Annotated in this window: 24 protein-coding genes; 2 read left to right on the top strand and 22 right to left on the bottom strand. The window is 35.9% G+C overall.

The genetic code is table 11. From position 1 onward, the window contains the following. Positions 1-13 precede the first annotated feature (13 nt). The 10 genes from AC1EJ0_RS02215 to AC1EJ0_RS02170 all read right to left on the bottom strand — a co-directional run bounded on the left by AC1EJ0_RS02215 (position 14) and on the right by AC1EJ0_RS02170 (position 10,151). Positions 14-1,369 carry a Na+/H+ antiporter NhaC family protein gene (locus AC1EJ0_RS02215; protein ID WP_480022947.1) on the bottom strand — a complete coding sequence of 452 codons (1,356 nt, stop codon included), beginning with the start codon at positions 1,367-1,369 and terminating at the stop codon, positions 14-16. A 19-nt stretch (positions 1,370-1,388) separates the two neighbouring features. Continuing rightward, positions 1,389-2,036, bottom strand: a complete 648-nt coding sequence (locus tag AC1EJ0_RS02210) for a corrinoid protein (protein ID WP_304017114.1) — start codon at positions 2,034-2,036, stop codon at positions 1,389-1,391. Positions 2,037-2,045: 9 nt separating this feature from the next. Further along, positions 2,046-3,764, bottom strand: a complete 1,719-nt coding sequence (locus AC1EJ0_RS02205; RefSeq protein ID WP_480022948.1) for an ASKHA domain-containing protein — start codon at positions 3,762-3,764, stop codon at positions 2,046-2,048. Beyond that, a complete protein-coding gene (locus AC1EJ0_RS02200; protein WP_480022949.1) occupies positions 3,757-4,758 on the bottom strand; it encodes a uroporphyrinogen decarboxylase family protein in 1,002 nt (333 codons plus the stop codon). The genes AC1EJ0_RS02205 and AC1EJ0_RS02200 overlap by 8 nt, the downstream gene beginning before the upstream one ends. After that, entirely contained in the window at positions 4,751-5,572 is an 822-nt protein-coding gene (locus AC1EJ0_RS02195; protein WP_480022950.1) for a hypothetical protein, read from the bottom strand. The genes AC1EJ0_RS02200 and AC1EJ0_RS02195 overlap by 8 nt, the downstream gene beginning before the upstream one ends. Before the next feature lie 167 nt (positions 5,573-5,739). Then, entirely contained in the window at positions 5,740-6,807 is a 1,068-nt protein-coding gene (locus tag AC1EJ0_RS02190; RefSeq protein WP_480022951.1) for a uroporphyrinogen decarboxylase family protein, read from the bottom strand. 11 nt (positions 6,808-6,818) lie between these two features. Continuing rightward, positions 6,819-8,012, bottom strand: coding sequence for a CapA family protein (locus tag AC1EJ0_RS02185; RefSeq protein ID WP_480022952.1), 1,194 nt, complete (start codon positions 8,010-8,012; stop codon positions 6,819-6,821). A gap of 1 nt (position 8,013) precedes the next feature. Beyond that, positions 8,014-8,574 carry a DUF5317 family protein gene (locus AC1EJ0_RS02180; RefSeq protein ID WP_480022953.1) on the bottom strand — a complete coding sequence of 187 codons (561 nt, stop codon included), beginning with the start codon at positions 8,572-8,574 and terminating at the stop codon, positions 8,014-8,016. Between the two features lies 1 nt (position 8,575). After that, positions 8,576-9,100, bottom strand: coding sequence for a hypothetical protein (locus AC1EJ0_RS02175; protein ID WP_480022954.1), 525 nt, complete (start codon positions 9,098-9,100; stop codon positions 8,576-8,578). A 157-nt stretch (positions 9,101-9,257) separates the two neighbouring features. Then, positions 9,258-10,151, bottom strand: a complete 894-nt coding sequence (locus tag AC1EJ0_RS02170; RefSeq protein ID WP_480022955.1) for a YitT family protein — start codon at positions 10,149-10,151, stop codon at positions 9,258-9,260. 214 nt (positions 10,152-10,365) lie between these two features. On the opposite strand from AC1EJ0_RS02170, the gene rbr reads away from it, so the two are divergent. Then, complete coding sequence (gene rbr / locus AC1EJ0_RS02165; protein WP_480023101.1) at positions 10,366-10,950, top strand: rubrerythrin; 585 nt, start codon at positions 10,366-10,368, stop codon at positions 10,948-10,950. A 109-nt stretch (positions 10,951-11,059) separates the two neighbouring features. On the opposite strand, the gene AC1EJ0_RS02160 is transcribed toward rbr, so the two are convergent. The 7 genes from AC1EJ0_RS02160 to AC1EJ0_RS02130 all read right to left on the bottom strand — a co-directional run bounded on the left by AC1EJ0_RS02160 (position 11,060) and on the right by AC1EJ0_RS02130 (position 18,404). Then, complete coding sequence (locus tag AC1EJ0_RS02160) at positions 11,060-12,400, bottom strand: MATE family efflux transporter (protein ID WP_480022956.1); 1,341 nt, start codon at positions 12,398-12,400, stop codon at positions 11,060-11,062. A 246-nt stretch (positions 12,401-12,646) separates the two neighbouring features. Beyond that, entirely contained in the window at positions 12,647-13,054 is a 408-nt protein-coding gene (locus tag AC1EJ0_RS02155; protein WP_480022957.1) for a pyridoxamine 5'-phosphate oxidase family protein, read from the bottom strand. 51 nt (positions 13,055-13,105) lie between these two features. Then, positions 13,106-13,555 carry a PPC domain-containing DNA-binding protein gene (locus AC1EJ0_RS02150; protein ID WP_480022958.1) on the bottom strand — a complete coding sequence of 150 codons (450 nt, stop codon included), beginning with the start codon at positions 13,553-13,555 and terminating at the stop codon, positions 13,106-13,108. Between the two features lie 9 nt (positions 13,556-13,564). Then, positions 13,565-15,763: a DUF3160 domain-containing protein gene (locus AC1EJ0_RS02145; RefSeq protein ID WP_480022959.1), complete on the bottom strand. Its 2,199-nt coding sequence runs from the start codon at positions 15,761-15,763 to the stop codon at positions 13,565-13,567. Further along, positions 15,760-16,398: a hypothetical protein gene (locus AC1EJ0_RS02140; RefSeq protein WP_480022960.1), complete on the bottom strand. Its 639-nt coding sequence runs from the start codon at positions 16,396-16,398 to the stop codon at positions 15,760-15,762. Before AC1EJ0_RS02140 ends, AC1EJ0_RS02145 begins: the two co-directional genes overlap by 4 nt. After that, a complete protein-coding gene (locus AC1EJ0_RS02135; protein ID WP_480022961.1) occupies positions 16,398-16,895 on the bottom strand; it encodes a prolyl-tRNA synthetase associated domain-containing protein in 498 nt (165 codons plus the stop codon). Before AC1EJ0_RS02135 ends, AC1EJ0_RS02140 begins: the two co-directional genes overlap by 1 nt. A gap of 123 nt (positions 16,896-17,018) precedes the next feature. Beyond that, the gene (locus tag AC1EJ0_RS02130; protein ID WP_480022962.1) at positions 17,019-18,404 is read right to left on the bottom strand and encodes a DUF438 domain-containing protein; all 1,386 of its coding nucleotides are present in this window, start codon (positions 18,402-18,404) and stop codon (positions 17,019-17,021) included. 113 nt (positions 18,405-18,517) lie between these two features. Here AC1EJ0_RS02130 and AC1EJ0_RS02125 point away from each other — a divergent pair, with 113 nt between their 5' ends. Then, positions 18,518-19,849 carry a DUF2254 domain-containing protein gene (locus tag AC1EJ0_RS02125; protein WP_480022963.1) on the top strand — a complete coding sequence of 444 codons (1,332 nt, stop codon included), beginning with the start codon at positions 18,518-18,520 and terminating at the stop codon, positions 19,847-19,849. A 54-nt stretch (positions 19,850-19,903) separates the two neighbouring features. On the opposite strand, the gene AC1EJ0_RS02120 is transcribed toward AC1EJ0_RS02125, so the two are convergent. The 5 genes from AC1EJ0_RS02120 to AC1EJ0_RS02100 form a co-directional block, all read right to left on the bottom strand. Continuing rightward, entirely contained in the window at positions 19,904-22,786 is a 2,883-nt protein-coding gene (locus tag AC1EJ0_RS02120) for a stalk domain-containing protein (RefSeq protein WP_480022964.1), read from the bottom strand. 289 nt (positions 22,787-23,075) lie between these two features. Beyond that, entirely contained in the window at positions 23,076-23,963 is an 888-nt protein-coding gene (locus AC1EJ0_RS02115) for a HipA domain-containing protein (protein ID WP_480022965.1), read from the bottom strand. After that, a complete protein-coding gene (locus tag AC1EJ0_RS02110; protein WP_480022966.1) occupies positions 23,960-24,172 on the bottom strand; it encodes a hypothetical protein in 213 nt (70 codons plus the stop codon). Before AC1EJ0_RS02110 ends, AC1EJ0_RS02115 begins: the two co-directional genes overlap by 4 nt. Positions 24,173-24,720: 548 nt before the next feature. Next, complete coding sequence (locus AC1EJ0_RS02105; protein ID WP_480022967.1) at positions 24,721-25,248, bottom strand: GNAT family N-acetyltransferase; 528 nt, start codon at positions 25,246-25,248, stop codon at positions 24,721-24,723. A gap of 186 nt (positions 25,249-25,434) precedes the next feature. Continuing rightward, positions 25,435-25,680 carry a GNAT family N-acetyltransferase gene (locus tag AC1EJ0_RS02100; RefSeq protein ID WP_480023973.1) on the bottom strand — a complete coding sequence of 82 codons (246 nt, stop codon included), beginning with the start codon at positions 25,678-25,680 and terminating at the stop codon, positions 25,435-25,437. Positions 25,681-26,017 lie beyond the last annotated feature (337 nt).

Below are 26,017 nucleotides of genomic sequence, written 5' to 3'. Positions count from 1 at the left end.
TTATGTCTATATTTTACTTTGCTTCTTCTGGCTTGTCAAGTTCGAAGTTCCATCCAGTCTTAAGGTCAGCGTATCTAACAAAGATTGAAAGTACTGCAAATACTAATAGTATCATTGGGTACCAGACGTATGGAACTAACTCAACTGGTGATACAGCTCCTTCAGTGAAGCCTGAAGCGATAAGTATTTGTGCGCCATAAGGGATAAGACCTTGAGTTATACAGCTGAACATATCAAGAAGTGATGCTGATCTTCTAGGGTCAACTTTGAATTTATTAGAAATTCTCTTAGCGATAGGACCACAGATGATGATCGATACAGTGTTATTAGCAAGAGCAGCGTTTGAAATCATTGTTAATAATGCAGTAGATAATTCTGCTGAGTTTTTACCCTTAGCCATTCTAGATATTCTAAGTACTAGCCATTCGATGCCGCCGTTTGCTCTAACCATAGCGGCAAGACCACCAGTTAACATTGAAAGTAAGAAAATTTCAAATTGTCCTGAGAAGCCGGCAAAAATGTTTTGACAAAGTTCAAGTCCATTGTATGAACCAGTTGCAATACCTATACCACCTGCAAAAACGATACCTAGTGTTAATACAACGAATACGTTAACGCCACATAAAGCAGCTATTAAAACGAATAGATAAGGTAAGATTAGTACAAAATTGTAGCTTAAGTCATCAAAATGAACTGGTCCACTTGTTCTACCAACTATTAATAAAATAATAATTGTAACGATTGCAGCTGGTAATGCTACTTTGAAGTTTGCTCTAAACTTATCTTTCATGTTAACGTTTTGTGTTCTAGTTGCGGCGATAGTTGTATCAGAAATAATAGATAAGTTATCACCAAACATAGATCCACCTACTAGTGCACCTAAAACTAAAGCTACTGGTAGGCCTGCTTTTTGAGCGATACCTACAGCGATAGGACCAACTGTAACTATAGTTCCAACTGAAGTACCTGTTGCAATTGCTAAGAAGCAAGCGATTATGAATAAACCTGCTGTTATGAATTGAACTGGTATTATGCTTAGACCTAAGTTTACAACTGAGTCAACAGCTCCTGATGCTTTAGATAGTGTTGCGAATGCACCAGCTAAGATGTAGATTAAGCACATGATGATGATGTTGTCATCGCCACAGCCCTTAACGAATACATCAAATTTCGAGTCTATCGAACCCTTAAACATTATAAAGGCAACGATAGTACCAATAAGTACGGCGATAGGTGATGGTATTTGGTAGAATGCCATTTCTACACCCATCTTGTCTAAAATGATTCCTGATAATAAGAAAAAACCTATAAATACTATGAAGGGTATCAGTGCCCATCCATTAGGTTTGATTGATGATTTTTCGTCCATCAAAAATTCCTCCTACTTTTTAATTTATATTTAATAACTCCTTAGCAGCTTTAACGGCTTCGATAGCGTCTATAGTATATTTGTCGGCGCCAATCTTGTCCGCGAACGATTGTGAGATAGGTCCCCCGCCTATCATAACTTTATACTTGTCTCTTAGGCCCTTTTCTTCAAGTATCTCAACAACCCTTCTCATATTTCTCATAGTTGTCGTCATAAGTGTTGACATACAGATGATTTCTGCGCCATGTTCTTCGGCTGCGTCAACAAATTTATTAACTTCAACATCTCTACCTAAGTCTATAACTTCAAAGCCTTGTGTTTGGAACATTGTCTTAACTAAGTTCTTGCCAATGTCATGAGTATCCCCTTCAACTACACCTATGACTATAGTGTGATTGTGTTCTAGCTCGTTTCTTTCAAGGTGTGGTCTTAATACATCAAGTGCATTATTCATCGCATCAGAACAAAGTAATAGGTCTGTTACGAAATATTCCTCTTCTTGAAAAGCGTCCCCCGCCCTTTTCATTCCAGGAACTAAGCCATTAACAATAGCATCAAGCGCATCATAACCTTCATCAAGGTAGTCTTGAGCGACCTTTGCAATTTTTTCGTCTTCATACTCATAGACATAATCGTCTAGAATTTTGTAATACTCTTCTCTTGTCATATTTGCCTCCTATCTAAAATATGAGCAGTCGATAAAGACTTTTTGGTAGTTTTCATCATAACTTAGCTCCAAAAACTTTATCTTCTTGCTTAAACTTAAAAGATTTTCCCTCTTCTTCTTTGATAATACTACGCTGATCGCGCCATCAAGCGATGTGTTTTTAAGATAAGAAATCTTTTCTTCCTCTATATTTGGTATAAAATACGTATCTACTAACATGTCCTTTGATAAGTGATAGCCAAATTGGCCCGCGATGTATAAGTCATCAACTTCCTCAGCCGTCATGCCAAGCTTGTTAAATAGTAAAACTATCCCTGACATAATCGCGCTCTTCGATAGCTGAATGTTTCTTATATCCTTTTTAGTTATATATACTTCGCCTAAATCGATAACGGTCTTGCCATCGATATCCTTTAAGAATGGCCTTCGCTTGTCATCTTCAGCAAGGTCCTCTAGCTTTACTAGTCTTCCTCTATAGTCGATGAGACCTATCTTTAAGGCTTCACGAATGACAGCCAAAACGCCTGAGCCGCAAATGGATTTTGCCTTTTCTTTACCAATTACGACGATGTTTTTAGTCCCATTATCAAGGTCAAAGAAAACATTTTCAATCGCGCCTAGCTCAGCTCTTGAGCCAAACTCTATGTTCATGCCTTCAAGCGCTGGCCCAGCGGCGCAGCTACTAGCGTAGTACTTATCCTTATACTTAAGCACTAGCTCTGTGTTTGTGCCTATGTCTATAAACATGATATTTTTATCAATCTTCTCTATATCGATATGGTTAACGCCGCTAAGTATGTCAGCGCCAACATATGACGAGATCGATGGTATAGTAAAGGCTTTAGTATATTTACCAAGCTTCATGCCTATCTCTTTTGCATCTATCTCAAAATTAAAGTAGCTGACTATCTTGTATGGCGCTATGCCAAGGCTGGTCGGGTCGACGCCCATAAGTATATGCATCATAACTGAGTTAGCTGAGAAAATAATTTCATATAAGCTATCTATATCAAGCTTGTACTTTTTAAATATTTTTAATATGTTTTCTTCAATCGCCTTTGTGATTTGCTCCTGCATCTTATAAAGGTTTTCCTTTAGGTCGATGGCGGCGCTCATCCTTGATAAAACGTCAAGTCCGAAGCTTATTTGTGGATTGACAAAGGATGCTCTTTCAATGACTTTGCCATGAGTAATATCAAGAACTGATATGGCAACGCTTGTAGTGCCTATATCGACGGCTGCTGCATATATCTTGTCATCATCTTTGTCGCGTATAGCAATCACTTCATCGTTTAAATATATCGCGTGCTTCTCGCCCTTTGAAAAATTTGTATTTTTCAAAACATTGAAGGAGATCTGTCCAAAGACTTTCTCGTACTCGTCTTCCCATGAAGTGTCGGTGTCTCTACTATCTTCAAAGACATGAGTCTTAATAGTAAGGACTGAATCGCTCGCATCAAAAGTATCTATATCTGATGTAAGAAGGTTTTCTGCCTTGCCCTCATCGAAGAATTCAACGCTTATATCAGACATAATCTTATACTCACACGAAAGAACCGTCTCTTCACTTGCTCCGTCCATGATTTTGACTTTACACTTTTTACAAGTGCCCATGCCATTGCACGGCGCTTCAATAAAGTAGCCGTTCTCTCTTAATACTTCTAAAAGGATCTTCCCCTCATTAGCTGTAATTATATTGTCATCACTTAATATGTGAATCTTAGGCATCTTCTACTCCCTTTAGTATTGCTTTTACATTGTCAAGTGGTGAGCCCATACCTAGCCCACAAGCTGGAGCTATGATGTCTACACCATCTTTGACTCTATTTTTAGCGACCTTTGAAATTTGTTCTGGTCTTTGATTTTCGATTAAATAAGTTGACACATTGCCCATGACAGGTTTGTGTATGTGTTTTTTAGCGTTCTTTAAGTTAACTATCGCATCGAATGAATAAGCATCTGCATGAATTTTTTCAACTATGTCGATAACGCTCTTCATATCACCACAGATATGAATAATTATTGGCACGTCCTTATGCGCCTTGATCTTGTCTATGATATAGTTAACGTAATGAATTAGGTACTCTTCAAAGTACTTTGGTCCAAGTATCTCAGCTGTACCGCTTGGGTCAGCGATTGCGATAAGGTCAGCGCCTGCATCTACTTCTTTTATTGCTAAATCAGCTATCAGATCAGAAATATAATCCATAAAGGCTTCAAAAGCTTCTTTGTTCTTCTTAAGACCAACATATACTTCCTTTGCATCGACAACGCTTGTCGCAACTGAGAATGGTCCTGTGATATTGCCAATAACAGGTATTTCATCGTTCTTAAGTAATTTTATCGCGCCAAGTAAAGCCTCTTCTCTGTCAAACTTAACTTTAACGCTTTTTAATTTATCTATATCGATCTTATCCATAGCGTACTCAACGATGTGTGCTTCCTCTTCATTAGTGCCGTAGACGCACTTAGCGCCAAGCATCTCTGATTCAACACTCATGCAGAATGGCACAGCATAGTTCTCAAAGAGATTCTCTTCAACAACAAATTTTGATAGCTTTGCCATCTCTTCTGCTTCTGAATTTGCTTTTGCAAAATCAATGCCATGCTTCTCTATAAGTTCAGTAACACATGGATTCATCATACCGCCTGGGCAAATAACAGCTGGTCTATCAGCCTTTTCGCCATTAAGTATCTTTAAAAGTCTTTCTTTCTTATTCATAGTTCCCCCCTAATACTGTGATAAATTTCACATTGCCTTGAATCTTAAAACATCTATTCGTAAAGAGTCTGTAAGATGAATTTATCAGCGCTTCTTGATAGCTCATCTCATCTGTCTCTACTTTGATTTCATTAAATAGTCCTAGGTCCGACAAGGCAAAGCCTAATTTCGGACATAAATGCACTTTAAAATTTGTAAACTCTAATATATCATTGATAAGTGGGAAGTAAAAGTCATTAACTACTTCTTTAACAAGCTTCGGCCCAACTGTCTCAACGCTTAAAATTGGATCGGCTAGACTAATGAGCTTGACCTTATCTTCATCAAGCTTTAGTAATAGATCTAAAACGTTTCTTCTGTAGTAAGCATATATCTCTTCTTTATTAAGCTTCTTTCTAAAGGCTAATAAAAACTTTGATATATCAATCACTTGTGAAACAAATGACAAAAGACCGTTTAATTTAAAACAAATAGGAGCCTCCTCACCTGCCATAGCTTTCTCAAGGCAAATAAAATGCTCCAAATTAAAATCAAAATCTTTTAAATTGTATAGTTCATCGATGCTGTCTAGCTCGATGAATCTTCTAAGATTAGCGTTTTTGTCAAGCATCATGCCAGCTAATTCGCCTTCCATAGTGCCTACGATTGGATAAAAAATTGTATGAAAACCAAGGCTCATTCTTTGAGCCACTTCTCTATATAGATCAGCATCAGTAAATAAGTCTTCTTCGTTAATATTCAAATTTAAATCTGTATACTCTTTTTCGTTCGTCGCATTACAAGAGTATACTCTTAAGTCTCCTATCTTTTTCACGCTCTCACCATCATTCATTATATAATACTTGTGAGACTTAAGCAAATAGCCATTGCTATGGGGTATTCATAGAATTTATAAATAAAAAATGTGCATATAGCTTAGCTACACGCACATTAATTAAAAAATTTATTACTATTTCCGTAAGTCTATAAAAAAATATTATACTAATTGAACTTCGATGTATCTATAGGCATCTTGCCGTAGTATCTGCCCCACTTCATGAATGAATCGATGTTTTCGATAGGGCTGTTCTTTGGAATTTGGCAGCCAGTGCATAGGATGAAGCCACTTGGTGAGTCCCACGCCTTAGCAACGCATTTCTTTACTTCTTCTTTGATGATATCGTCGTTACCTAAGTAAATCGCATCAACTGGTGGCACGTTACCTGTTATAACTACCTTGTCGCCCATAACCTCTTTTGCTTCAGCAAGGTCTTCGCAGTTATCTATAGAGAAGTTGCCTATGCCTGCGCTAACAACATCTTCCCAGATGTCTCTTGACTTGCCGCAAATGTGTACAGTCGGAGCGCCTCCGCAGTATTTTTTAACGTCTTCAACGTTTCTTTTGAAGTATGGTAGAGAAAATTCTCTGTATTGAGCAGGTCTAATCATGGATGTCGATGATACTGGATCGCAAAAACCTGTTCCAAAACCAATCTTGCCAAGTGCTTTGATGTATTCAGTATTATTTCTTGTGATTATATCCATAAGTCTATGGAAAGCATCTTTCTTCTTAACTATCCATCTAAGCATATTTTCAGTGCCTAGTACTGATGCAGCTACTGTAAATGGCGCAGTCATAGATGCACCTATGTCTGCTACATCGCCTAGTTCATCTCTGATCTTTTCAAGCGCTTCAAGAAGTACGTGTAGATGACCATCCTTCCATGGATCAACAAGCTCAAGCTTATCTATATCTTCTTCCGTCTTAACAACTGGCTCTCTTAAGTTTGAGATATTGTCATCAGGGTAGTTCATTACTGAGCCCATGGCTTCAGCCATACCTCTTAATGTTGTTGACACACAGATATTGTCATGATGAAAGCGATTAAATAGAGCGATTTCAGTCTCTGTAATTACATCCGATGATGTGTAATAATCGTTTGTCTTTTTACCTATGTACCATGCCATAGTTACCCCCATATCTGGCACTACAGGTAATCTGTCCATTGGCTCGCCCTTTGAAAAGGCAGTCATCCTTTCTTTTGGTGTCATTTCGTCTTCAAAATACATTTAACCATCTCCTATTTGTATATACTTTTAAAATCTTCTAAGCTTTGTAATAATTTATTTTTAATCTGATTGATTCTTTCAACTTTGATGCTTCCGTTAAGAGCTTCTCTAACAGGAATTACATTGTAGTGGTCCCTGCCGTTAGTCCTATATTTGTCAACCCAAAGCGGATGCGCTTCAAATTTCTCTACAACTACGCCATTTGGCGTCTTTTGTAAGATGACTTCCATCATTAATTCATTCTCGCTATAGCGATTCGGCATAAACTCACGTCTTTGATTTGAGACAAAATTGCCCATGGAGTAGCAAACATAAGTCTTCTTACCTCCCGACTCAATCACATCGCACTTTTGTATAACGTGTGGATGCGAGCCTAAGATTATGTCTACGCCTAGCTCATTAAGCTTCTTCGCAGTATTTTCTTGCGCTTTGTTTGGCTTTAGCTGGTACTCAACGCCCCAGTGCATGTAGACAAGCTTTACATCTACGTCATTTGCATCCATATATTCGACATCTTTTTTAATCTTGTCCATATCGATGAAGTTTACCGCATAAGCTTTGTCAGTACCCTTCACACGACTATCAAAACCGTTAATGGAATAAGTGTAAGCCGATATACCAAACTTAATACCATTGACTTCCTTAATAAGCGGCATATTATTTGCGTCTTTATATGTGCCGACACTGTCCATGCCATAGCTCTTGATTGTGTCTATGGTCTTGTCTATGCCCTTGAAGCCCTTATCAAAGGCGTGGTTATTCGCAGTCGCAATCACGTCGAAGCCGCTGTTTTTAATAGCTTCAACAGACGATTCGGGCGAAGAAAACGTTGGATAGCCAGTGTATTGACCGTTGTAGGAAACAGTTGTCTCGTAATTAATCATAGCAAGATCTGCTTCTTTAAAGAATGGCAAATACTTAAAATATTCGTCAAATTTGTATCCGTCGTTGTACTTTGCTCCTTTTAATTGCGGTCCGTGCGTCATAAAGTCACCGGCAGCAAATATCCTTACTCTGCTTTTTCTAAGCTTTTCAAGCTCGGATCTATACTTTTCGAGCGCGTCCTCTCTTGCTTCTAGCTCTATTTTATAAGTGAAAGTATTGATACTTTCCTTTAATATATTATTTACATCTATGTCCTTTGTCGGGCCAAATAATAAATTTGCAATACATAGAAGACCTAGTACTATATTTTTAAATATCATATCATGACCTCCTCTTCATTACGTCTTCCACAAGCATGAATAAACCCAGCGATAAGAATATATCACCTATGCTAATAACAGTTTTAAAACTAATGAACTTGCCTATAGGTATAGTGTCCGCCAGTGCATTGAAAGTCTTTCCGCTCACTAGAAGCGTATGTGTCATCGAAAGTGAGTTCTCTAAAGCAGCCAGCTCATGAACTGAGCCGTTATATAGAAGTGCTTCCTTCACAACTGGCATAAAGCCAGCGTAATTAATCATCGCCATTAGGTTTAAAGCTAGGCCCAAGGCAATGATGTTAAAGGCAAAGTACTTATTATTTGCAATAGAAAAGAATATCATCACAAAAAATGTAAATAGATTAAGATATGGGTAAACCATCATCAGCTCACGTCTATGAGCAAGATTAAATCTTGTGATATAGACAAGTACCGCTATATTTAATAGCGCTGTTATTACTAAGAACCATGTATATCTTAAGTTCATTTTAAATAAATTTTTTATGCGTCCGCCATTGATTAATGAGATGAGAATGGCAAATATAATTACAAATAAAGCCATATTATGCCTCAGCTTTCTCTTGGGCAATGAGCCTATTGATTTCAAAATTAAGTCTATCTCTTATGTATATGGCATAGAGCTTCTTCTCGTTTACTTTTGTGTAGTAAATGCTAAATAGCATAGCTATGACCACGGCACTTAAAGCGAAGGCGAAAAAAGTTTTTAGTGTAACACCAAATATCTTTTCGATGTCAAAGTACTTTAAGGACTTCGCACTTAAGAAGAAGGTCACAAAGGATATCGCCACGGGCAATAGTATCCTCGATAGCGGTGCGACAAAGCTTCTAAAATCAACTGCTTTATACTTTGTCTCTAAGTAGACGCTTATCTTAGCCGTACTTAGGTTTAGTGATTTAAGTAAGTCATCATCATATACAAAGACATCGTTTACTATCTCGTCAAGCGCCTCTTCCTTGACCTTGCCATAGATCTTTTTCTTCAAAGAGCCATCGCTTTTCCAAAACAAAGATCTTATCTCTTCTTCAAATTCTTTTTTATATTTTTCAATGCAATCATTTGTCTGCATATTTATCTCCTCACAATATCATTAATATTATATCATATAATTTCGGCTTTAATAATAAAGATTAGTCTATACTAAGCCCCTTTACTATTGACATTATTTATATTATAGCATAAAAAAACTGAACTATCTACTAGCTCAGTCTTAATATGATATTTACTTATATAAATCTTCTCCACTTTTCACCAAGTATTTCGTTCGCGCTGCTTGTTACTACAAAGGCTGTTGGATCTACGTCGTTAACGAACTCCTTCAATCTAATGTACTCACGAGTCGAAACTGCTGTTTGAATCAAAACGTTATCCTTCTTTGAGTAAGCACCCTTATATGGAATAAGGTTTGCTGATCTATCAAGGTCTTCTATGATAAACTTTGATACAAGATCAACCTCTTTAGTATTGATGTAGCAAAGCTTACTTGTGTTAAGACCGCTTATAGTGATGCTTACAACAGCGCCATTGATTATAACACCCATAACTGAATATAAAAATATATTCATACCAAAAGCAGATCCAGCAAATATACTAACAACAAGGTCTGCAATAACACAGCCTATACCTAAATCAAGACCCAAGTACTTTTGCATAATCTTGGCGATGATATCTGTTCCGCCTGTCGATGTATATTGATTAAGTACCATGCCCACGCCTATGCCTTGAATAATCATGCCTAGCGTGATTATTAGAAATAAGTCATCTGATAATGGCTTTGGATTTGGAAATATTATTTCAAATAGCCATACCAAACCTGATAAAGCAAGTGTCACGACTATAGTCCTAGTACCAAAGTCCTTACCTATACATATAAAGCCCATAATAAATAGAATGATGTTTACTAAGATAAATAGTGGTCCAACGCCTAGTGGTATGTAGTGACTTAGGACGATGGCTATACCTGAGGCGCCTCCTGATGTTAAATTGGATGGAACCAAGAAAAAATGTATAGCACTGGCAACAAGTGTTATGCCAATGATGATAAGTGCAATCTCCTTCCAATTGTATTTGTGTTTTATCTTATCCTTATTTAAATTTTGTACTTCATTAGTTATGTTCATAGTTTACCCCTTTTCTATAAATATTTTCTATAATAAATTTACCAAATATGAAATCAATTATACCACAAGGCCCGCTTTAGTTCAAGCATTTTTACGTCTATTTACTATAATATTTATATGTATTCAACCATAAGCTTTTCTTTACAAAAAAATTTATTTGATATATAATATATTTACATAAAGTTCTTAAATTAAATATATTGAAAGGAGAGGTATTATGAAATTAAAAGGAACAAAGACATGTGAAAATCTTATGAAGTCATTCGTTAATGAATCACAAGCTTCAGTAAGATACGGTTATTACGCATCTCAAGCAAAGAAAGATGGTTATGTACAAATACAAAACATCTTCTTAGAAACTTCTCAAAACGAAGAGCAACACGCAAAGAGATTCTACAAGTTCTTAAAGGACGAGTTAGATGGCGAAACAATCGAAGCATGTGGTACTTATCCAGTAGCACTACAAGATACACTTGCTAACTTGAGGGCAGCTGCTGAAGGCGAAAATGAAGAGTGGAGTGAAATCTATCCAGAATTTGCTAAAGTAGCAAAAGAAGAAGGCTTTGATGAGATAGCTGCAGTTTTCACTCACATAGCTGAAGTCGAAAAGGCTCACTACAATAGATACAAAAAGCTTATTGAAAATATCGAAGCTGGCAAAGTATTTAAAAGAGGCGACGTTTATATTTGGAAGTGCCTAAACTGCGGCTTCCTATATGAAGGAAAAGAAGCGCCTAAGAAGTGTCCAGCATGTGATCATCCACAAGCACACTTCGAAATATTCGTAGAAAACTATTAAAATTTACTTAAAGAAAAAAATATGATGTAGATCAACTTAGTCTACATCATATTTTTTGTGCCTTAAATATTAATTTGCATTTATTTTTTATTTATAATTTTTTTCTATTCTAAATTTTCTTTTCAACCCATTTACCTTGCTTAAATCTTGTACTCATAAAGATTAGTCTTGAGAATTGGTCTGAGAAAACGCCCAGCCATATACCCATAAGGCCAAGATGAAATACATTAACCAAGACATAAGTAACTACTGTACGTATGATACTAACACTTACTATGGATGCGATAAGTGTGTACTTCACATCGCCCGCCGCTCTTAAGCAGCCGCCATAAATGATTTGCGAGATTTGGCAAATAACTATGACTGTTATGAAGCGGCCAATCATTACGCCGTAATTAATAACTGCTTCGTCTTGGAAGAAGGCGCCGAAAATGTATTTGCCGAAGAATAATAATATCGCTGATAAAACTAGTGATATGACGAAGCCCACCTTTTGACAAGTCTTGCCGTAAGTCACCGCGTCGTCATACTTCTTCGCGCCAAGTGCCTCGCCTGATAGTGCAACGGCTGCGACCTGCATACCATCAGCAAAGGCAAAGCCGATGCTTAGTACGTTCATGCCGACATTGTGTGCCGCAAACTGGTCCGTTCCTAAGGACGCCGCCATAAGCGCTGTCGATAGGAAACCGACTCTCATCGCAAGGTTCTCAGCAAACATATTTAGTCCGAGCTTCATTATGCTTACGAAAGCATCAAAGCTTGGTTTGATTTTATATTTTATTATATATGGCAGTCTTACATATGAACCCGCCTTGAATAAGGACCTAATACTCATAACACTCGCAACAAAGGTACCAAGCACGGTCGCTATCGCCGCACCTCTTACGCCCATAGCTGGAAAACCAAGTTTACCATTGATAAGTATGTAGTTAAAAGTTATATTTACTATACTTGATACTAAATTTGTCGTGAAAGCAATCTTGGTGTTACCACTACCTCTTTGAGCCGCGTTTATAACTATGCTTATTATATTAAAAATGCTAAATCCCATGATGATGTTAAAATACTCGATAGCATAATCATGTGTATCTGGCTTACTTCCAGCTAGCTTAAGTATTGGATCTGAGAATGTCACCATAACTGTCGATATTATTACACATAAAATTATGGCAACGACAAAGGCAGTCACTAAGACTTCATTCGCTGAACGCCTGTCCTCCTCGCCTTTTCTCCTCGCGACAAGGGCTGAGACAGCTATACTTATCGAGAAGAATATAGCGAGGCCTATAAACTTAGGCTGCGTCGTTAAGCCAACAGCCGAAATCGCATAAGTACCCAAGCTCGATACCATGTAAGTGTCGATGATGCCCGCCAAGGCTATGAAGACACTCTCAAGTACCGATGGCCACGCGACTTTAAAAACTCTTTTCAAAAATTCATTATCTAGCAATTAATCACTTCCATATCTCTTTCATATCTATATCTCTTTGTAAAACAATTTAAACTATTATAACACATTTTTTACACTCATTCAAGACAATGGGTGTATTTATTTAGATAAGCGAAAGATTGCTCTTGCTCTACTTGCTTAAAGAGTTACACGGCTTGTCACATGTCATTTGCTTTTACTTTGCCTATTAATTTCATCTCAAATAAAAAGCAAGCCCAAGCTAATGGACTTGCCTTATATAGATTTTTAAAATTTAATTACTTCTGGATCCTTACCGTGACTCATAAGATTCATCACTGCATCCTTTAAGTAGAAGACAGCTGTGTCATTATCGTCTGCGGCGTACTTGCCCTTACATGCTTCTGCATTATCGTTAACAAGTTTCTCTCTAGCTTCTCTTCTTTCATCTTCAACAAGCTCCGCAAATACTCTGTAGTAGTCCTTGCCAATGGATCTTGCTATAGCTACGTGTGGATTGGCTTTTATCTCCTTGTAAACGTTTTTATGCTTCTTAGTAACGATGTAGATCTTGTCCTCAAACTCGCAATGCACGTCAAATGGCCTTACATTTGCCTTGCCATCAGCAGCTGTTGCTAAATAAAAATCTTCTTCACTTCCTAAAATTTCAAGCACTCTCTTAATATTTTCTTTCATATAAATACCTCCTCTGTAGGTTTATTGTACCCAAAGAGGAGGTATTATTAACTATATATCGATTATCTTGATGCCTGTCTCGTCATCGATTTTTCTTTGATAGGCGTTTTCGCACTCATCGATGCGTAGCTCGCATGTGCCGCTTATGATGCACTTATTAAGGTGACCACCAACAGTTATGCCCATGCCGAAAGTTAAGCCGCCAGCAAGTACCATGCCATCTGAAATCATGATGTGAAGGTGTATATACGGCTCCTCACCATCTCTAGTGATATTGCCAATTAAAGAAAGAATTTCAAATTCGCCATCGTATTTGTATTTGTTATACTCTCTCTTTTTTACGCTATAAACACCTAGCTCTACCTCTGAGCAAGCGCCTATACCACTTATAGTAGCCGCCTTTATATCAGTCTCCTTGATAAACTCATTTAGCTTATCTAAAACTTCTTCGCCTCTATCGATTCTAACGATATATGATTTGCCGTCTTTGATGTACTTCATCGCTGCCTCCTAATAGCCAAATTCAATTTTATCATATAGTTCATTTTCAAAGAATGGATGAACTTGCTTTCTATTTTCAGATTTTGCCGAATAAAAATTTGATAATAGTTCTTTGAAATCGTCGTTTGTTAATCTGTCTTCAGAATAGAATTCGTAGTAGTTCATTACAGGTCCTGAGCCCACAAAGTACTTTCCATCAAGTCTGTATATTGCAGTCATGTACGAGAAACTTCCTGAACCCACTTCTAAGAATGAACCTTCTGGCTTGTCTACATCGTTTGAGCCTATCTTTTGTATGTCGGCAATGTTTGCTGTGTCTCTTTCAGATGGTCTTATCTCGTACTCGCCATTGACATCATCTTTATTAAATGCAATGAAGATATTTTCCATCTCTCCGCCGATAACGCCAAGTCTGTCATTATCTTCATCGCTAGTAGTTTCGTCCTTTAACTCTTCTATACTAACTTTGATTAAAAATTCAAGCATGTCGTCAAAATCTTTTAATCTAGCTTTTTGATCATTGTTTAATAAAGAATATTTTTCGTCCGCATCCATAGTTAAGCCGACTAAGTACTTAACTCTTCTATATAGATTTACGTTTGGTTCAACATAGTGCTTAATGATTGTCGGTTCATCGCCGCCCATCTCAGCGCCAAATTGTTTTGCATAAAGAACAGTATCGTGCTTTAATTGAGCCCATGATGCAAGTGCTGTGTTTAGGTCCTTGTATTGCCATCTTTCACTTCTCATAAAGTCTGGATAGCCTTCGCCATATTCATTGTTAAAGGCCTTTAGAACCCATAGCCATGTTCTGTAAATGTTTGCTTTTTCTTCTTTATCTGTTCTTGCGTCAACCATTGCCTTTGTTTCTTCATATCTGTCTTTAAACTTATCCCATTTCAAATTGTCTTCGTTAGTAAGAGTAAGTCTCTCAGCAAGGCTATTGCCAAGAAGTGCCATAAGGTCTACGCCTGAAACTACTGGTCTCTTGCTCATACGATCAGTATCGACTAAGTTTTGTAACCAAGTGTTGTCAACAACAGCTCTTTGTGGCAAGAAGGCAAAAACCTTTCCTGAGTCCGGCTTAATCTTTGGATCATCTGTATTTTTAATATCATCTGCAACAGCGCTAAGAACCTTCTCATCAAGTATGGCATCTATAGTATTGTCTTTAGTCACTTTGCTGATGCTTGTATATATGTCAATAGGTGTGATGTCTTCAGTGTTTTCAACTAAGAAGCTAATTGGCTTATATATGTCTTGCCATAATTTAAAACTTGTCTCATCCTTAAGCATATGTCTCGAGATAAGTATCGCTTGCTTAAGAACATCTAGATTTATGGATCCATCTGGATTTTCTAAGCGAACTAGCTCTTGTGAATAAAGCATATTTACTTTGAAGTACTTCTTTAAGTTTTCGTTCTTAGTGTAATTGCCACGCACCTTAAATTGTGAGTAATCAATGTCATTGCCTGTTATGTTTGAAGCAGCATTTCCTTCTGCTTTGATATTCTTAAGCTCATCATCAGCTAAGGCCCTTACTTCACTAGGCACTTCGCCATCGTATTCAGCTTCAAGTAAGTCAACCGCACATAAGAATAGCGCTGCATTTCTCATAAGGACGTCTTTTTCATCGCCCTTTGCTTCTTTGTAATCAAGAAGAGCGTTGTCCAAGCAATTCTTTGATAGAGCCATAAGCTTTTGCTTCAATGAATTTTGTTCCATGTCCTCCATCATTCCAAGGTAGATGATGTGATATAGGTGAACAACGGAGTCAGTAGTTATAAATGAGTTGTTGCCCATATATTGATTGTCTTCATATATACCAAATGGTTGTTTGAAAGTGTTATAATTAATTCGGAAGTAGCCAGAATCTTTTAGCCTTTGTACCGCTTTTGCTACATTAGCCGGCTCGTCATATGGGCTAAAGCCGTATACTTCGCTCGGATCTTGCACGTCATATGGCTTAACATTTGCTTCAATCTCAATGTCTTCGAAGTCCTTTACTTCTTCTACATCCAATAGTTTTTCTGCATCGTAGCCAAGCAAAGCATTTAAGTCTGCTTCGTCCACTTCATTTTTTTCTTTACTAGTCTCTTTACCTTCTTCTTTTTTATTATCTTCTCCTCCCATATTATTAAATGGTGAAGAGCATGCACTTAAGGTCATTACTAATAGCAAGACCATAGCTAATAATCTCTTTTTCATTTTAAATCAATACCCTCCTTTGAAAAATTAATTTCCTTCATTATATTTATACCCTCTATATATAGTTTTTTGTCCTTCGATAATTTTGTCGGACGAAAATCTATCTTTCTAGTCGCGATACGCTCAATGAGCATATCATACTGCTTATAGATACCGATAGAGTAAACTCCTTTATATTTCTCAATCGAAACGACCTCGTCAAAGCCATCGCCATCAATATCATACAAAATAAAATCATACATGGGATTAATGAGCCTCGAGCAGCGAAACTTTGGCTTCAAGTCTAAGTCAACTACTTTGTATAAAAACACGCGCTTCGACGGCGTCCTGTGCCACGGGGCTATCGAGTAAACGCCAAAAGCGATGTCAAATTTGTTCTCGTCGTTAACTCTGCCTAGGTCCACCTTATAGATGTTTAGCTTGTATTTGCCCTCAAAAGTCTTCGTCTTAGATCTGCCATCTTTAGTAAAAATGACTTTGTTATAAAACCTAGAAAATATTGGTTTAGCTAAAGTCATCTCTACTTCGCCAAGCTCCTCATCTATAACAGTGTAGCTATGAGTTGTCTCTATGCGTGATATGGCTAGAAGCGCTAGCAATATTAAAATCGCTATCGCAAGTGATTTCTTCTTCATTATTTATTTAAGTCTACAAAATGAACTTCGTAGCCCATATTTTTTAAGATCTTAAACAAATCTTCAGTCTTGAAGAAAAGTGTCTCTGTATTAATATTTGGGTGAAAAGTCATTATCTCTTCTTTTAATATAGCATTATCAAAGTAGAATTGAACTTCTTTTTCCGTGTCATTAAGTAGGCCAAATGGCGAAACACATCCCGCTTCATTGCCAAGCTTATTGAATAAAGTCTCTTCCGAAGCCATCTTTACTCTCTTTTCGTGGGCAATTTCAGCGAAATCCTTCATATCAAGTCTGTCCTTATCGTCCATAACAAGCATGTAGAAGTGTCTCTTCTTTTGATCCGTCATAAACATAGTTTTAGTTCTGCAGCCAATTTTGCCCTCGATAAACTTATCAGCGTCTTCAGTCGTATATGCTGGCGGATGCTTAACTGATTCATACTCAATACCATTGTCCTCAAGCAGCTTAATTGCGTCTTCGTATTTGTTCTTCATATCATCCCCTCCATTATACTTACATTTTACCACAATCAAGTGCAAAAATCAATTAGCAAAGAAACATTATGTACAAAAAAGGACTTAATGTAATTGCCTCAAGTCCTTTAATCAAAATATTTTTTATTTATTATCTTTAAAATGTTCTTTAGCAAAATCCATTTCTTGAACTAATTCCATAGTGCCAAGATATTTACCAGTCTCATCTCTTACTGCCATGTATAAAACGTAACAGTCGTGTCCTTCCTTATTCATCCATATACCAAGCTGATCCTTTGCCCCGCTCTTAAACATAGCTATTATTTCTCTAACCATGGCTTCAATCTTTGGTGGATGACAGCTGTATACATCACGGCCGATAGCTGTCATAGGTCTTTTGAATAACTTTTCCCTACCATTGTCATTAAAGAAAGCGTTTATATCGTTCGCATCAACAAAGGTAATCTCATAAGGCATTGTATTTAAGAGCGCTTCTAGCTCATCAAGCCTAAAGTGACCGCCCTTTAGTTCTATCATTGCATTTTGATAAGATGACTTTGTTTCGCTTGTATCAAAAGTCTCTCTCTTCCACTCATTATCAGCTCTAAGGCCTCCGCTGTATGCTTTGAAATCTTCATATATATTGTGCCACTCTTCATCAGTAAATTTATCTTCAATAGTCGGGAACAATATATTTTCTTCCTTATATATCATTTCTTTTGCTCTTTGAAGATTTTTCTTAAGATCCTCAGCCCATGCATCGTCCCTATTACTTGTGTCAAGTTTTTTAAATGCATCTCTAATCTCGTCATCAACAGACCACATAACATCAGATGGCCCAGGAATATTATATTTAACCTTTAATAATGGATAAATTAAATCACCCTTCTTTGTGTAATGCACACGAATTTTTCTAAGATTATCAATGTCAACACTTTTATAATCATTTTTATCTAATAGTGAAAACGTTTTATCAATTAAATCCGCGATTACATCGTTCTCTTTATGCAAATTATATATAGGATGTCCTACTTCGTCAATAGCTTTAAGTTTTTTTCCTTGCTCTGTCTCAGTCGCTCCATGAAATAATGCGCTGTGCACGTCGCAAAGTTTTTGCACTTCCTTTATAGGTACACCAGAGGCAATAATCTCTTCTTCTGCCTTCATTATCTCTTTACTGTCAACGTCAGAAAACTCTTTAGCAAAATCTGCCCTAACGCTGTCAATATCTTCTCCTTGACTAAGTCTTTCGATAAACGTTTTAAGCTTATCAAGTCTAGCCTTGTCATCATTACTTATTTCGCTCTCTTTAATAGTATATCCATGTTCAATAAGTTTTTCTTTTATAAAATCTATGCTAATGTTTTTAACAACAGAACCTCTCTTTAAAGTCATAAACTTACCTACGCTGTTAAACATAAGTTTATTTTGTAATTCTTTGAAGCCAATTTCAATTAGTACATCTTTAATATCTGGATACTTACTTACTAAATCAGCAACAGTCATATCCAAATCAATTATTTTTTCCATAATACACCTCTTTTTCTAACAGTATTTTTATTAGTTGCAGCTAACTATATATACCCTAAAATATATTTTTTTAACAAAATATGTGCTATAATATATAAAAGGATGGTGACAAGATGAAAAACAAAATTAAATTATTTTTCTATAACAATAGACGGTGGATATACTGTCTTGAATACATTTTCTACTCGGTAATACTGCTTGCGATAGTAACTTACATAGACAGCAGCTACTCAGGCCTTACGCAGCACATACCACGTGTGATGCTATCGAGCGTCGAGCTTGCAAAGACAGTACTTTCATCACTTGTTTCTGCTCTACTAACAATAACTACTTTTACATTCTCGACCATACTAGCAGTTTTCACTCTATATCATAACTCATTTACACCGAGGAGCGTCGAAAACTTTTTAGATAAGAAGATAACTATGAAAGTCTTAGGTATATTCATAGGCGGCTTCGTCTACTGCCTTGTTAGCCTTAACTTTATGAAGGCCGGTCAAGATCAAAGACTTGTTATAGCTGGGACCATAGGTGTCATCTACGCTATATGGGGCGCAATCTACTTCGTTATCTTCGTGCAAAACGTTTTGTCTGGCATTAACTATGCCAATCTACTTGAAGATATTGCAGATAAAACTGATAAACTTATTGAGAAAGAGCTTGAAGATCGTGATTTTGAACTGCTTGATAAAGAAGAGTGGACTATGAAAGATAAAAGGCTTGCTGCTCACAAATCAGGCTACCTAGAAATTATTGACATAGATAAGATTAAAAAGCTAATCGAAGACGAGGACATAGTCTTCACCATAGAAGTATCAAAAGGCGATTTCGTTGCTCAAAATGAAACGCTTGGCTACTTTAGTCAAGACTGTCTTGATGATAAGACTCTAGAAAAAATTCAAAAGCAATTTATTTTTAGTGAAAGAAGAATCGCCGAAGAAGATTATAAGGAAGGCATTAGAAAGATAGTAGAGATAGCAACGCGTGCTCTATCACCTGGTACAAACGATCCAAACACAGCTATACACTGCATAAGAAAGCTGTCGATACTTTTATCGCATCTTGCTAAAGTCGACTCGAACCACCACTACATCAAAACCGACGGCAAGGCAAGGATATACTACACAAGTAAGTCCTTCAAGGAGCTGCTTATTGAGCATACTCATCCCTTGTTCACTTATGGCGATAGTGATGCTAGCGTTTTAAGAGCCATATTCAAAGGCTTACTTGTCATCAAAGTATCTGCTAGCGACAAGAATAAAAAGGTCGTTATGGATTTAGCCGAGGACCTATACCAATCAGCAGTCGATAACTTCAAGAGAGAAAGTGATTTAAGTCTCTTCATGGAAATATATCAAGAGATAATGACTGGATCAAAAGAAGAAAAAGAGATAGAGAAAGAAGAAAAAGAAAAAGAGCTAGAAGAGCTTTTAGAAGAAAAATAGTATAGACGATAAATACAAAGAGGCTAGTCAAAATTGCGACTAGCCTCTTAATTATTACTTCGTATTAAAATTTCTAATTAAAGTCACTTGCCTATTGACCTCGTCCCAAAGAATGTCTTTGCCATCCTTAAGGCCAAGTGCCCTTGCGATATTTGCTATAGGAAGCATGATTCTGTTATTACGCATATCAGGCTTAACATCGCTTGTGTATTTAACGCCATTGACAATGATGAAGCTGCTATCGACAGGTATTTCTACTCGTAGACCTAAATCCATAATGACAGCCGTCCTTGTCTCACTTAACCAAGCGACCCTATAGCCAAGAGCCTCGGCAATATATCTAAGTGGAAGCATTGTTCTGCCGCCCTTGATATATGGCTTTGTATCCATAGCCTTGAGAGTGCGAACGCCACCATCCACTTTGTCAAGCATTTCTGAGCCTATAGTGATTAAAACTTTTGACTCTTTTTGCTTTTCTTCTTTAGCCTTGTCAATAGTTTTGACATCGTCTTCGTCCTTTTCTTCTTCATGATAATAATTTCTTCTATCTCTCATCTTTTGCTCTTCTCTTTCAGCTTTATCATATATTTCAGGCTCGATGTATGGAGCAATTTCTCTAAATATAGGGTAAATGCTTACCTCGCCATCAGGCATAATGAATTGACCCTTATTAATAGGAAGCAGTTCACCACTTGCATCGCGAAGGCTAAGGCTCACAAGTTCATATCCATAGTTCGCTATGGCATGTACAGTAACTTTGTCTCCCGCCTTTGCTTCACTTGGTTCAATAATGACCTTGCCATATGGTGATGGGGTGATATTTATAGCGTGCTTTTGACTTGGCTTATCTGGACTTTCTTCACCAGGATTGTCTTCGTCAGAATTGTCTTCGTCTGGATTTGCTTTTTCGCCAGGATTGTCTTCATCAGGTTTTGGTTTGTCTGGATCTGTCTCATTTGACTTTACTTGCCATATAGCTCTTACAATAGTTTCACCATCTATTTTTATTTTATCTTGTGGCTTATATTCTTTATCGCCTATTTTCCATGCCTTAAACACTTGTCCTTCAGGCGCAGTAAAATTACATTCAGGAAGAGTATATTCTGTTCCTTTTTCTTTTTCTACTACTTTAGTATCATTAGTGCCATTGTTAGCAACTAAAGTCACTTTATATTTTTCAATAGGCTTATCTCGCCAAATGGCTTTTACTATCGTTTCTTTATTTATTGTAATAATTGTCTTAGCTGGATATTCTTGACCATCAAGTTCCCACGCTTTAAACACTTGTCCATCAGGTGCTGTGAATGGACAATCAGGAAGAGTATAGTCTGTTCCTTTTTCTTTTTCTGTTTCTATATTATCATCGATATTATTGTTTGCCACTAAAATCACTTTATGAGTTTCAATAGTCTTATCTTGCCAAGTTGCTGTTACTTCCGTATTATCATTAATTGTTATTACATCACCAACAGCTTTTTCTTCGTTATTAACACTCCAAGATTTAAACTCTTTATTAGTTGGCGCTTCAAATGGACAATCAGGAAGAGTATATTTCGAGTCTTTAGCATATTCTTTTTCAATAGTTTCACCTTTGCCTTCACCTGGAACTAGGCTTACTTTATAAATAATGTCTTTCCACAAAGCTATTACTTCTGTATCTTTATCAACTGTTATTTCATCGCCAGGATTTTTAATTTCTTCTCCTATCTTCCATCCAGCAAACTCTTTGTTTTCAGGTGCTTCAAATGTACATTTAGGTAATTCATATGTCGAGCCTTTTGCAATTTCTACTGCTTCCATTGAGCCTTTGCCATAGTCTGGATTGAAGCTTACATTGCACTTTACTTCGCCATTATTTATTTTTAAAGTATAATCGCTCGTATTTTTAAAGTTTTTCGAAATAATTTTAATGTTTAAAAGATTTTCTCCTTCTATTAATACTGTTTTACTTGTATCAAAGCCGTAGGGAAAGTCATCTACACTTAAACTATCCCCATTAACTTTTATTTTTATGTGATTATTCGATTGTTTTAATAAACTACCTTCGCTATTATTTAATAAAATATCCTCTGCTTGTAAAGTTAAATAAACATCAGTGTATCCTCCGCTAAGATTTAATTCATAATCATAGGTATCATTACTTACTTTTACTGAATCGTAAAAAGTTTCCCAAACATTATCTTTCATTGCATGAACAATAATGTACTTTAATTTAGATCCATCTTCTGAACTATCTCTATATTGAGTTTTAATTGTCACGTCGCTGTTTGGCATTTTAAATTTATTTAATATTATATAAGGATCTTTTATTTCAACATTATTTGGCGCAATCCATTTCTCAAAAACTTTCCCCTTAAAATCTGTTGACGCCTTAATATTAACAATGTCACCTTCGAAGGCTGTCTTTAAGTCTTTATAACCAATAGGCAGATATATTTTATAAGCTTTTGTTGTATCTCCTCTATCAACACTAAAGAAATATTCACGAGTAGCAGATCCATTTGACGTTTTTACATAAAATTCAAAAGTATTTGATCCTGATTGCAAGACAGTTTCTTCAGTATAATTGCTATTTCTAATTTTATAACTTTCGCCACTTTTTATTTCAACAGCTTGTTTTTCATAAGCTTTTTCAATATAAAATTGTATTTTCTTGTATTTAGGATCTAGCTTAATTTGATAAAGTCTTCTACCTGGATCAAATTCTATCGGTGTATATATCGTATCTTGTTTGCTCCCCACATATTCTTTTATAGTAAGGCCTATGTCATCCCATATCTCTGTCTCGCTATTATATGCCCTTACTTTTATATTATTCAGTTTAGTAGTATCACCAAGCTCTGCTTCTGCTTTAACTACTCCTAAATTCATAGGCAATATACCAATAAATAAAACTAAAACCATTAGCATTGAAATAATTCGTCTAAGCTTCTTCATTATATCCCCCTCCGTAAAAATTATTACCGTTGCTAAACAAAACCATAAGCATTAAAAAAGTGCTACTTGCAAACTTCGCAATAGCACTAAAATAAATCCACCTTTGAGTGGATTAATTTATTATTGAATTGAGTTCTGTCTAATAGCATCTTAAGGCCTCTCATCAACTATATTCTATACTTTAATATTATAATATATAGCTCTTTATGTCAATATCTTTTCACTAATTTGTGCATATTTTTCGTAAAATATTTGTAAATACACTATTGAAGTATAAGTATTTTAAATATTAGAAACTTTTATTTAGATTAGCGTTATTCTCTAACGAAAAAATAATTATTTTCTTATATCTACTATTTAGCATCTTATATATAAACTCTTTATGAATATCTGTTATTTGAGGCGTATGGTTGATTACTTTTAATATCTTAGCTTCATCATATCTTTCTACAAACTTTTTTAAAGCATTATGACAATCTATATTCTCTGTATTTTTTAAGTAATTGTAATAATTTAATTTAGCACCGCCTATTTTTAATGCAGAATTAGGAAAAACATATATTCTTTCATTTATCTGATTTTCATCATTTAATACAGTCTTCATTTGATTTTCTGCTAATTGTGGATATAAACAAGAACCACAATCAAATATAGGCGCTGATTTGCACAGTCCTGTTTCATTATTATAAAGATAACCCCAGTTACCGTTATGCCTATCAAAGTTGCCGAGAAAAGCATCTATGATAAACTGATCCCAGAAAAATGTTTTCAGTTTTTCTACTTCTATTAAGTTTTGTTCTTCAATTGTTGTTAGAACTTCCGATAGCTCTGCATCTGTTCCGTTTGTTGAACTAAACACGATATTATTTTTTAATGAAGCAAAATCATAGAATGTATATTTACCGTTTTCTCTAAAGTCTTTGCAAGCTACCACCATTTTTCCGTTAAATTCACCTAAGATAGTTTTTTGAACTTCATATCCAAACTCATCAATTATATTGCAGCTAACGTATTCACTTATACAGCTATTTGAATATTTTATATTAGGATTATCTTTTGCTAAGCCCGCTGTTTTTATCATATATCTTTCATTATTATATATTATACAAGCTTTCTTACCATTGGCTCCATTATAGTTAACCGACAAATCTATATCACAGTTACTAAAGTCAATCATTGTTCTTTCACCATTCCTAAGTATTCTTCTCTCAAAATCCAAGCAAGCTCGCTGGATATTTCTCTATCTACTTCTGCAGAATTTATTGATCCATATATTTCTCCCCAATACATTGCTTCTAGTATATCATCTTTATTTTCTTTAGCTTTTAAAAAGCCATAGATCGAAACTTGTAAATGCATAGGTAAAGTTTTTATTTCTATATCCATACGTACCACCTCTTTTTTATATTATATCATATATTAATTTTTTATTCATACAAAATGCATATTTGCTTATGTACTTTATTAATTAATTCTTACGCAAAATATTATTTACTAAAATAACTTGCTTAAATTTATTTTATCTATATAATAAGTATCACTAGATATACATTCTCATAAAAACATATTCATCTTCTATAGCATCCGACATTTTAAAGCCAAGTCTCGTACAAAAATTTTGAGAACAAATAAATTAAAAGGCCCACAAGCAAGTAAACTAAGAAGCACAGCCTGTGAGCCTAATATAGTATTTTAAATTTGTAAATAATATTTTATTTTGAATAAGGTAAATTATCCCGACAGTCTAAAAAAAATTATGTTCCTTTTGAAGAAAGTAATCTCAAACGCTTTCATAACTCGATGTCAGTCAAAGTTCCACCGGAAATAAAATAGGCACAGAAAAAGCACATCACTGAAAGATTCTATGATCTTAAAGTCATATGCTTTCACTATATAATTTTTTTGAATGAACCAGACAAATTGCGATTAGTATTTTATCGCCATTCTTGGCGAAGAATCCTCATCATAATAAAGTCACTGTACTCGTTGTTATAGTAGTATCCTTGCTCTTGAATACCTTCTTGCTTAAATCCGATTTTTCTATAGAAATTCAATGCATTGGTATTCATCCCTACCACACCAATTGCCACTCGGTTCATTTCATAGTGATCAAAAGCAAGGTTCAGCATAAGTCTAATAGCTTCTGTTCCATATCCTCTATGTTGCATTTTAGGGTCAGGGATGATAATCGAAAGATCAGTACAGTTCCAGGTAGGCCACATTCGTAACAATCCCGTTTCACCTATTATATTCCCCTCTAAATCTATAATCGTATACCATACTGAGTCTTTCTGTTTATGACCAATTGTAATCCTCTCTTTCTCAGCTTCTTCATCAGTAAGTTTTGTAAAGCCACATTGGAACATGACTAATGGCTGATTGTACCAGTAGGTAAAGAATTTCGCATCTTCGATTTTTTGCTCACGCAATATAATATTGTTACCCTTAATTTCATTAATCATATTATTTTATATACCTCCAAATGCTTCATTACACACATAGCTTCTAATTTACCTATCCCGACAGACGGGGATTTACCTCTACAAGCGATATATCATCAGTCCATCGATAATACCACACTTTTGAAATCCATATTTTTAAGCTATCCGAATACTACTTTTTTGTTCAGGTACACATTCAATCACTACCTATTTACCTGAGTTTCTAGCTTTTGTCATCATCCCTGATGTCAAGCATGATGCAATCCCTAACCCCCAAAAGGAAGGTTCTAAAACCCCTCCAATCTCGACACTCTCTGAATCATAATCATGATAAATCACATATCCGATGAAGTCGCTATCTTTTTCAACTGCGTATATCAATGGTGTCTCAGAAAGACCGGATCGAAATAGGAATTGCTCGGCCTGCTCTTTTGTGTAGGGTGCTTCGAAAATTGATGAATTTTTGTAGCTTGAGATTTTGCACTATACCAAATTTCGCTAGAAAATTTGATGAGAAAGGCGATGTGCAGAATTTTTGCGAGTGAGTCGTATAGACGATACGTCGCAACGAGCAAAATCTTTTTTATCAGCACCAAATTTCGTTTATTCAATTTGTGAGATAAAACGGAATTATTTCGCGATGCGCAGAATGTTTAGGAGTGAGGCGGGCTAAATGCCCTCCCATATCCTATCTAGTTCAATGCCGTGAGTCACGAGATAAAACGGTTTATTTAAAACTCTATCAACGCCAAATTTTATTTATTCAAAATTTGTGGAAATAAATGGATGG

The sequence above is a fragment of the Fenollaria sp. C0166D3 genome, assembly GCF_056590255.1.
The sequence above is the reverse complement of the archived record's forward strand: the minus strand, read 5'-3'. Positions and strand labels throughout refer to the sequence as shown.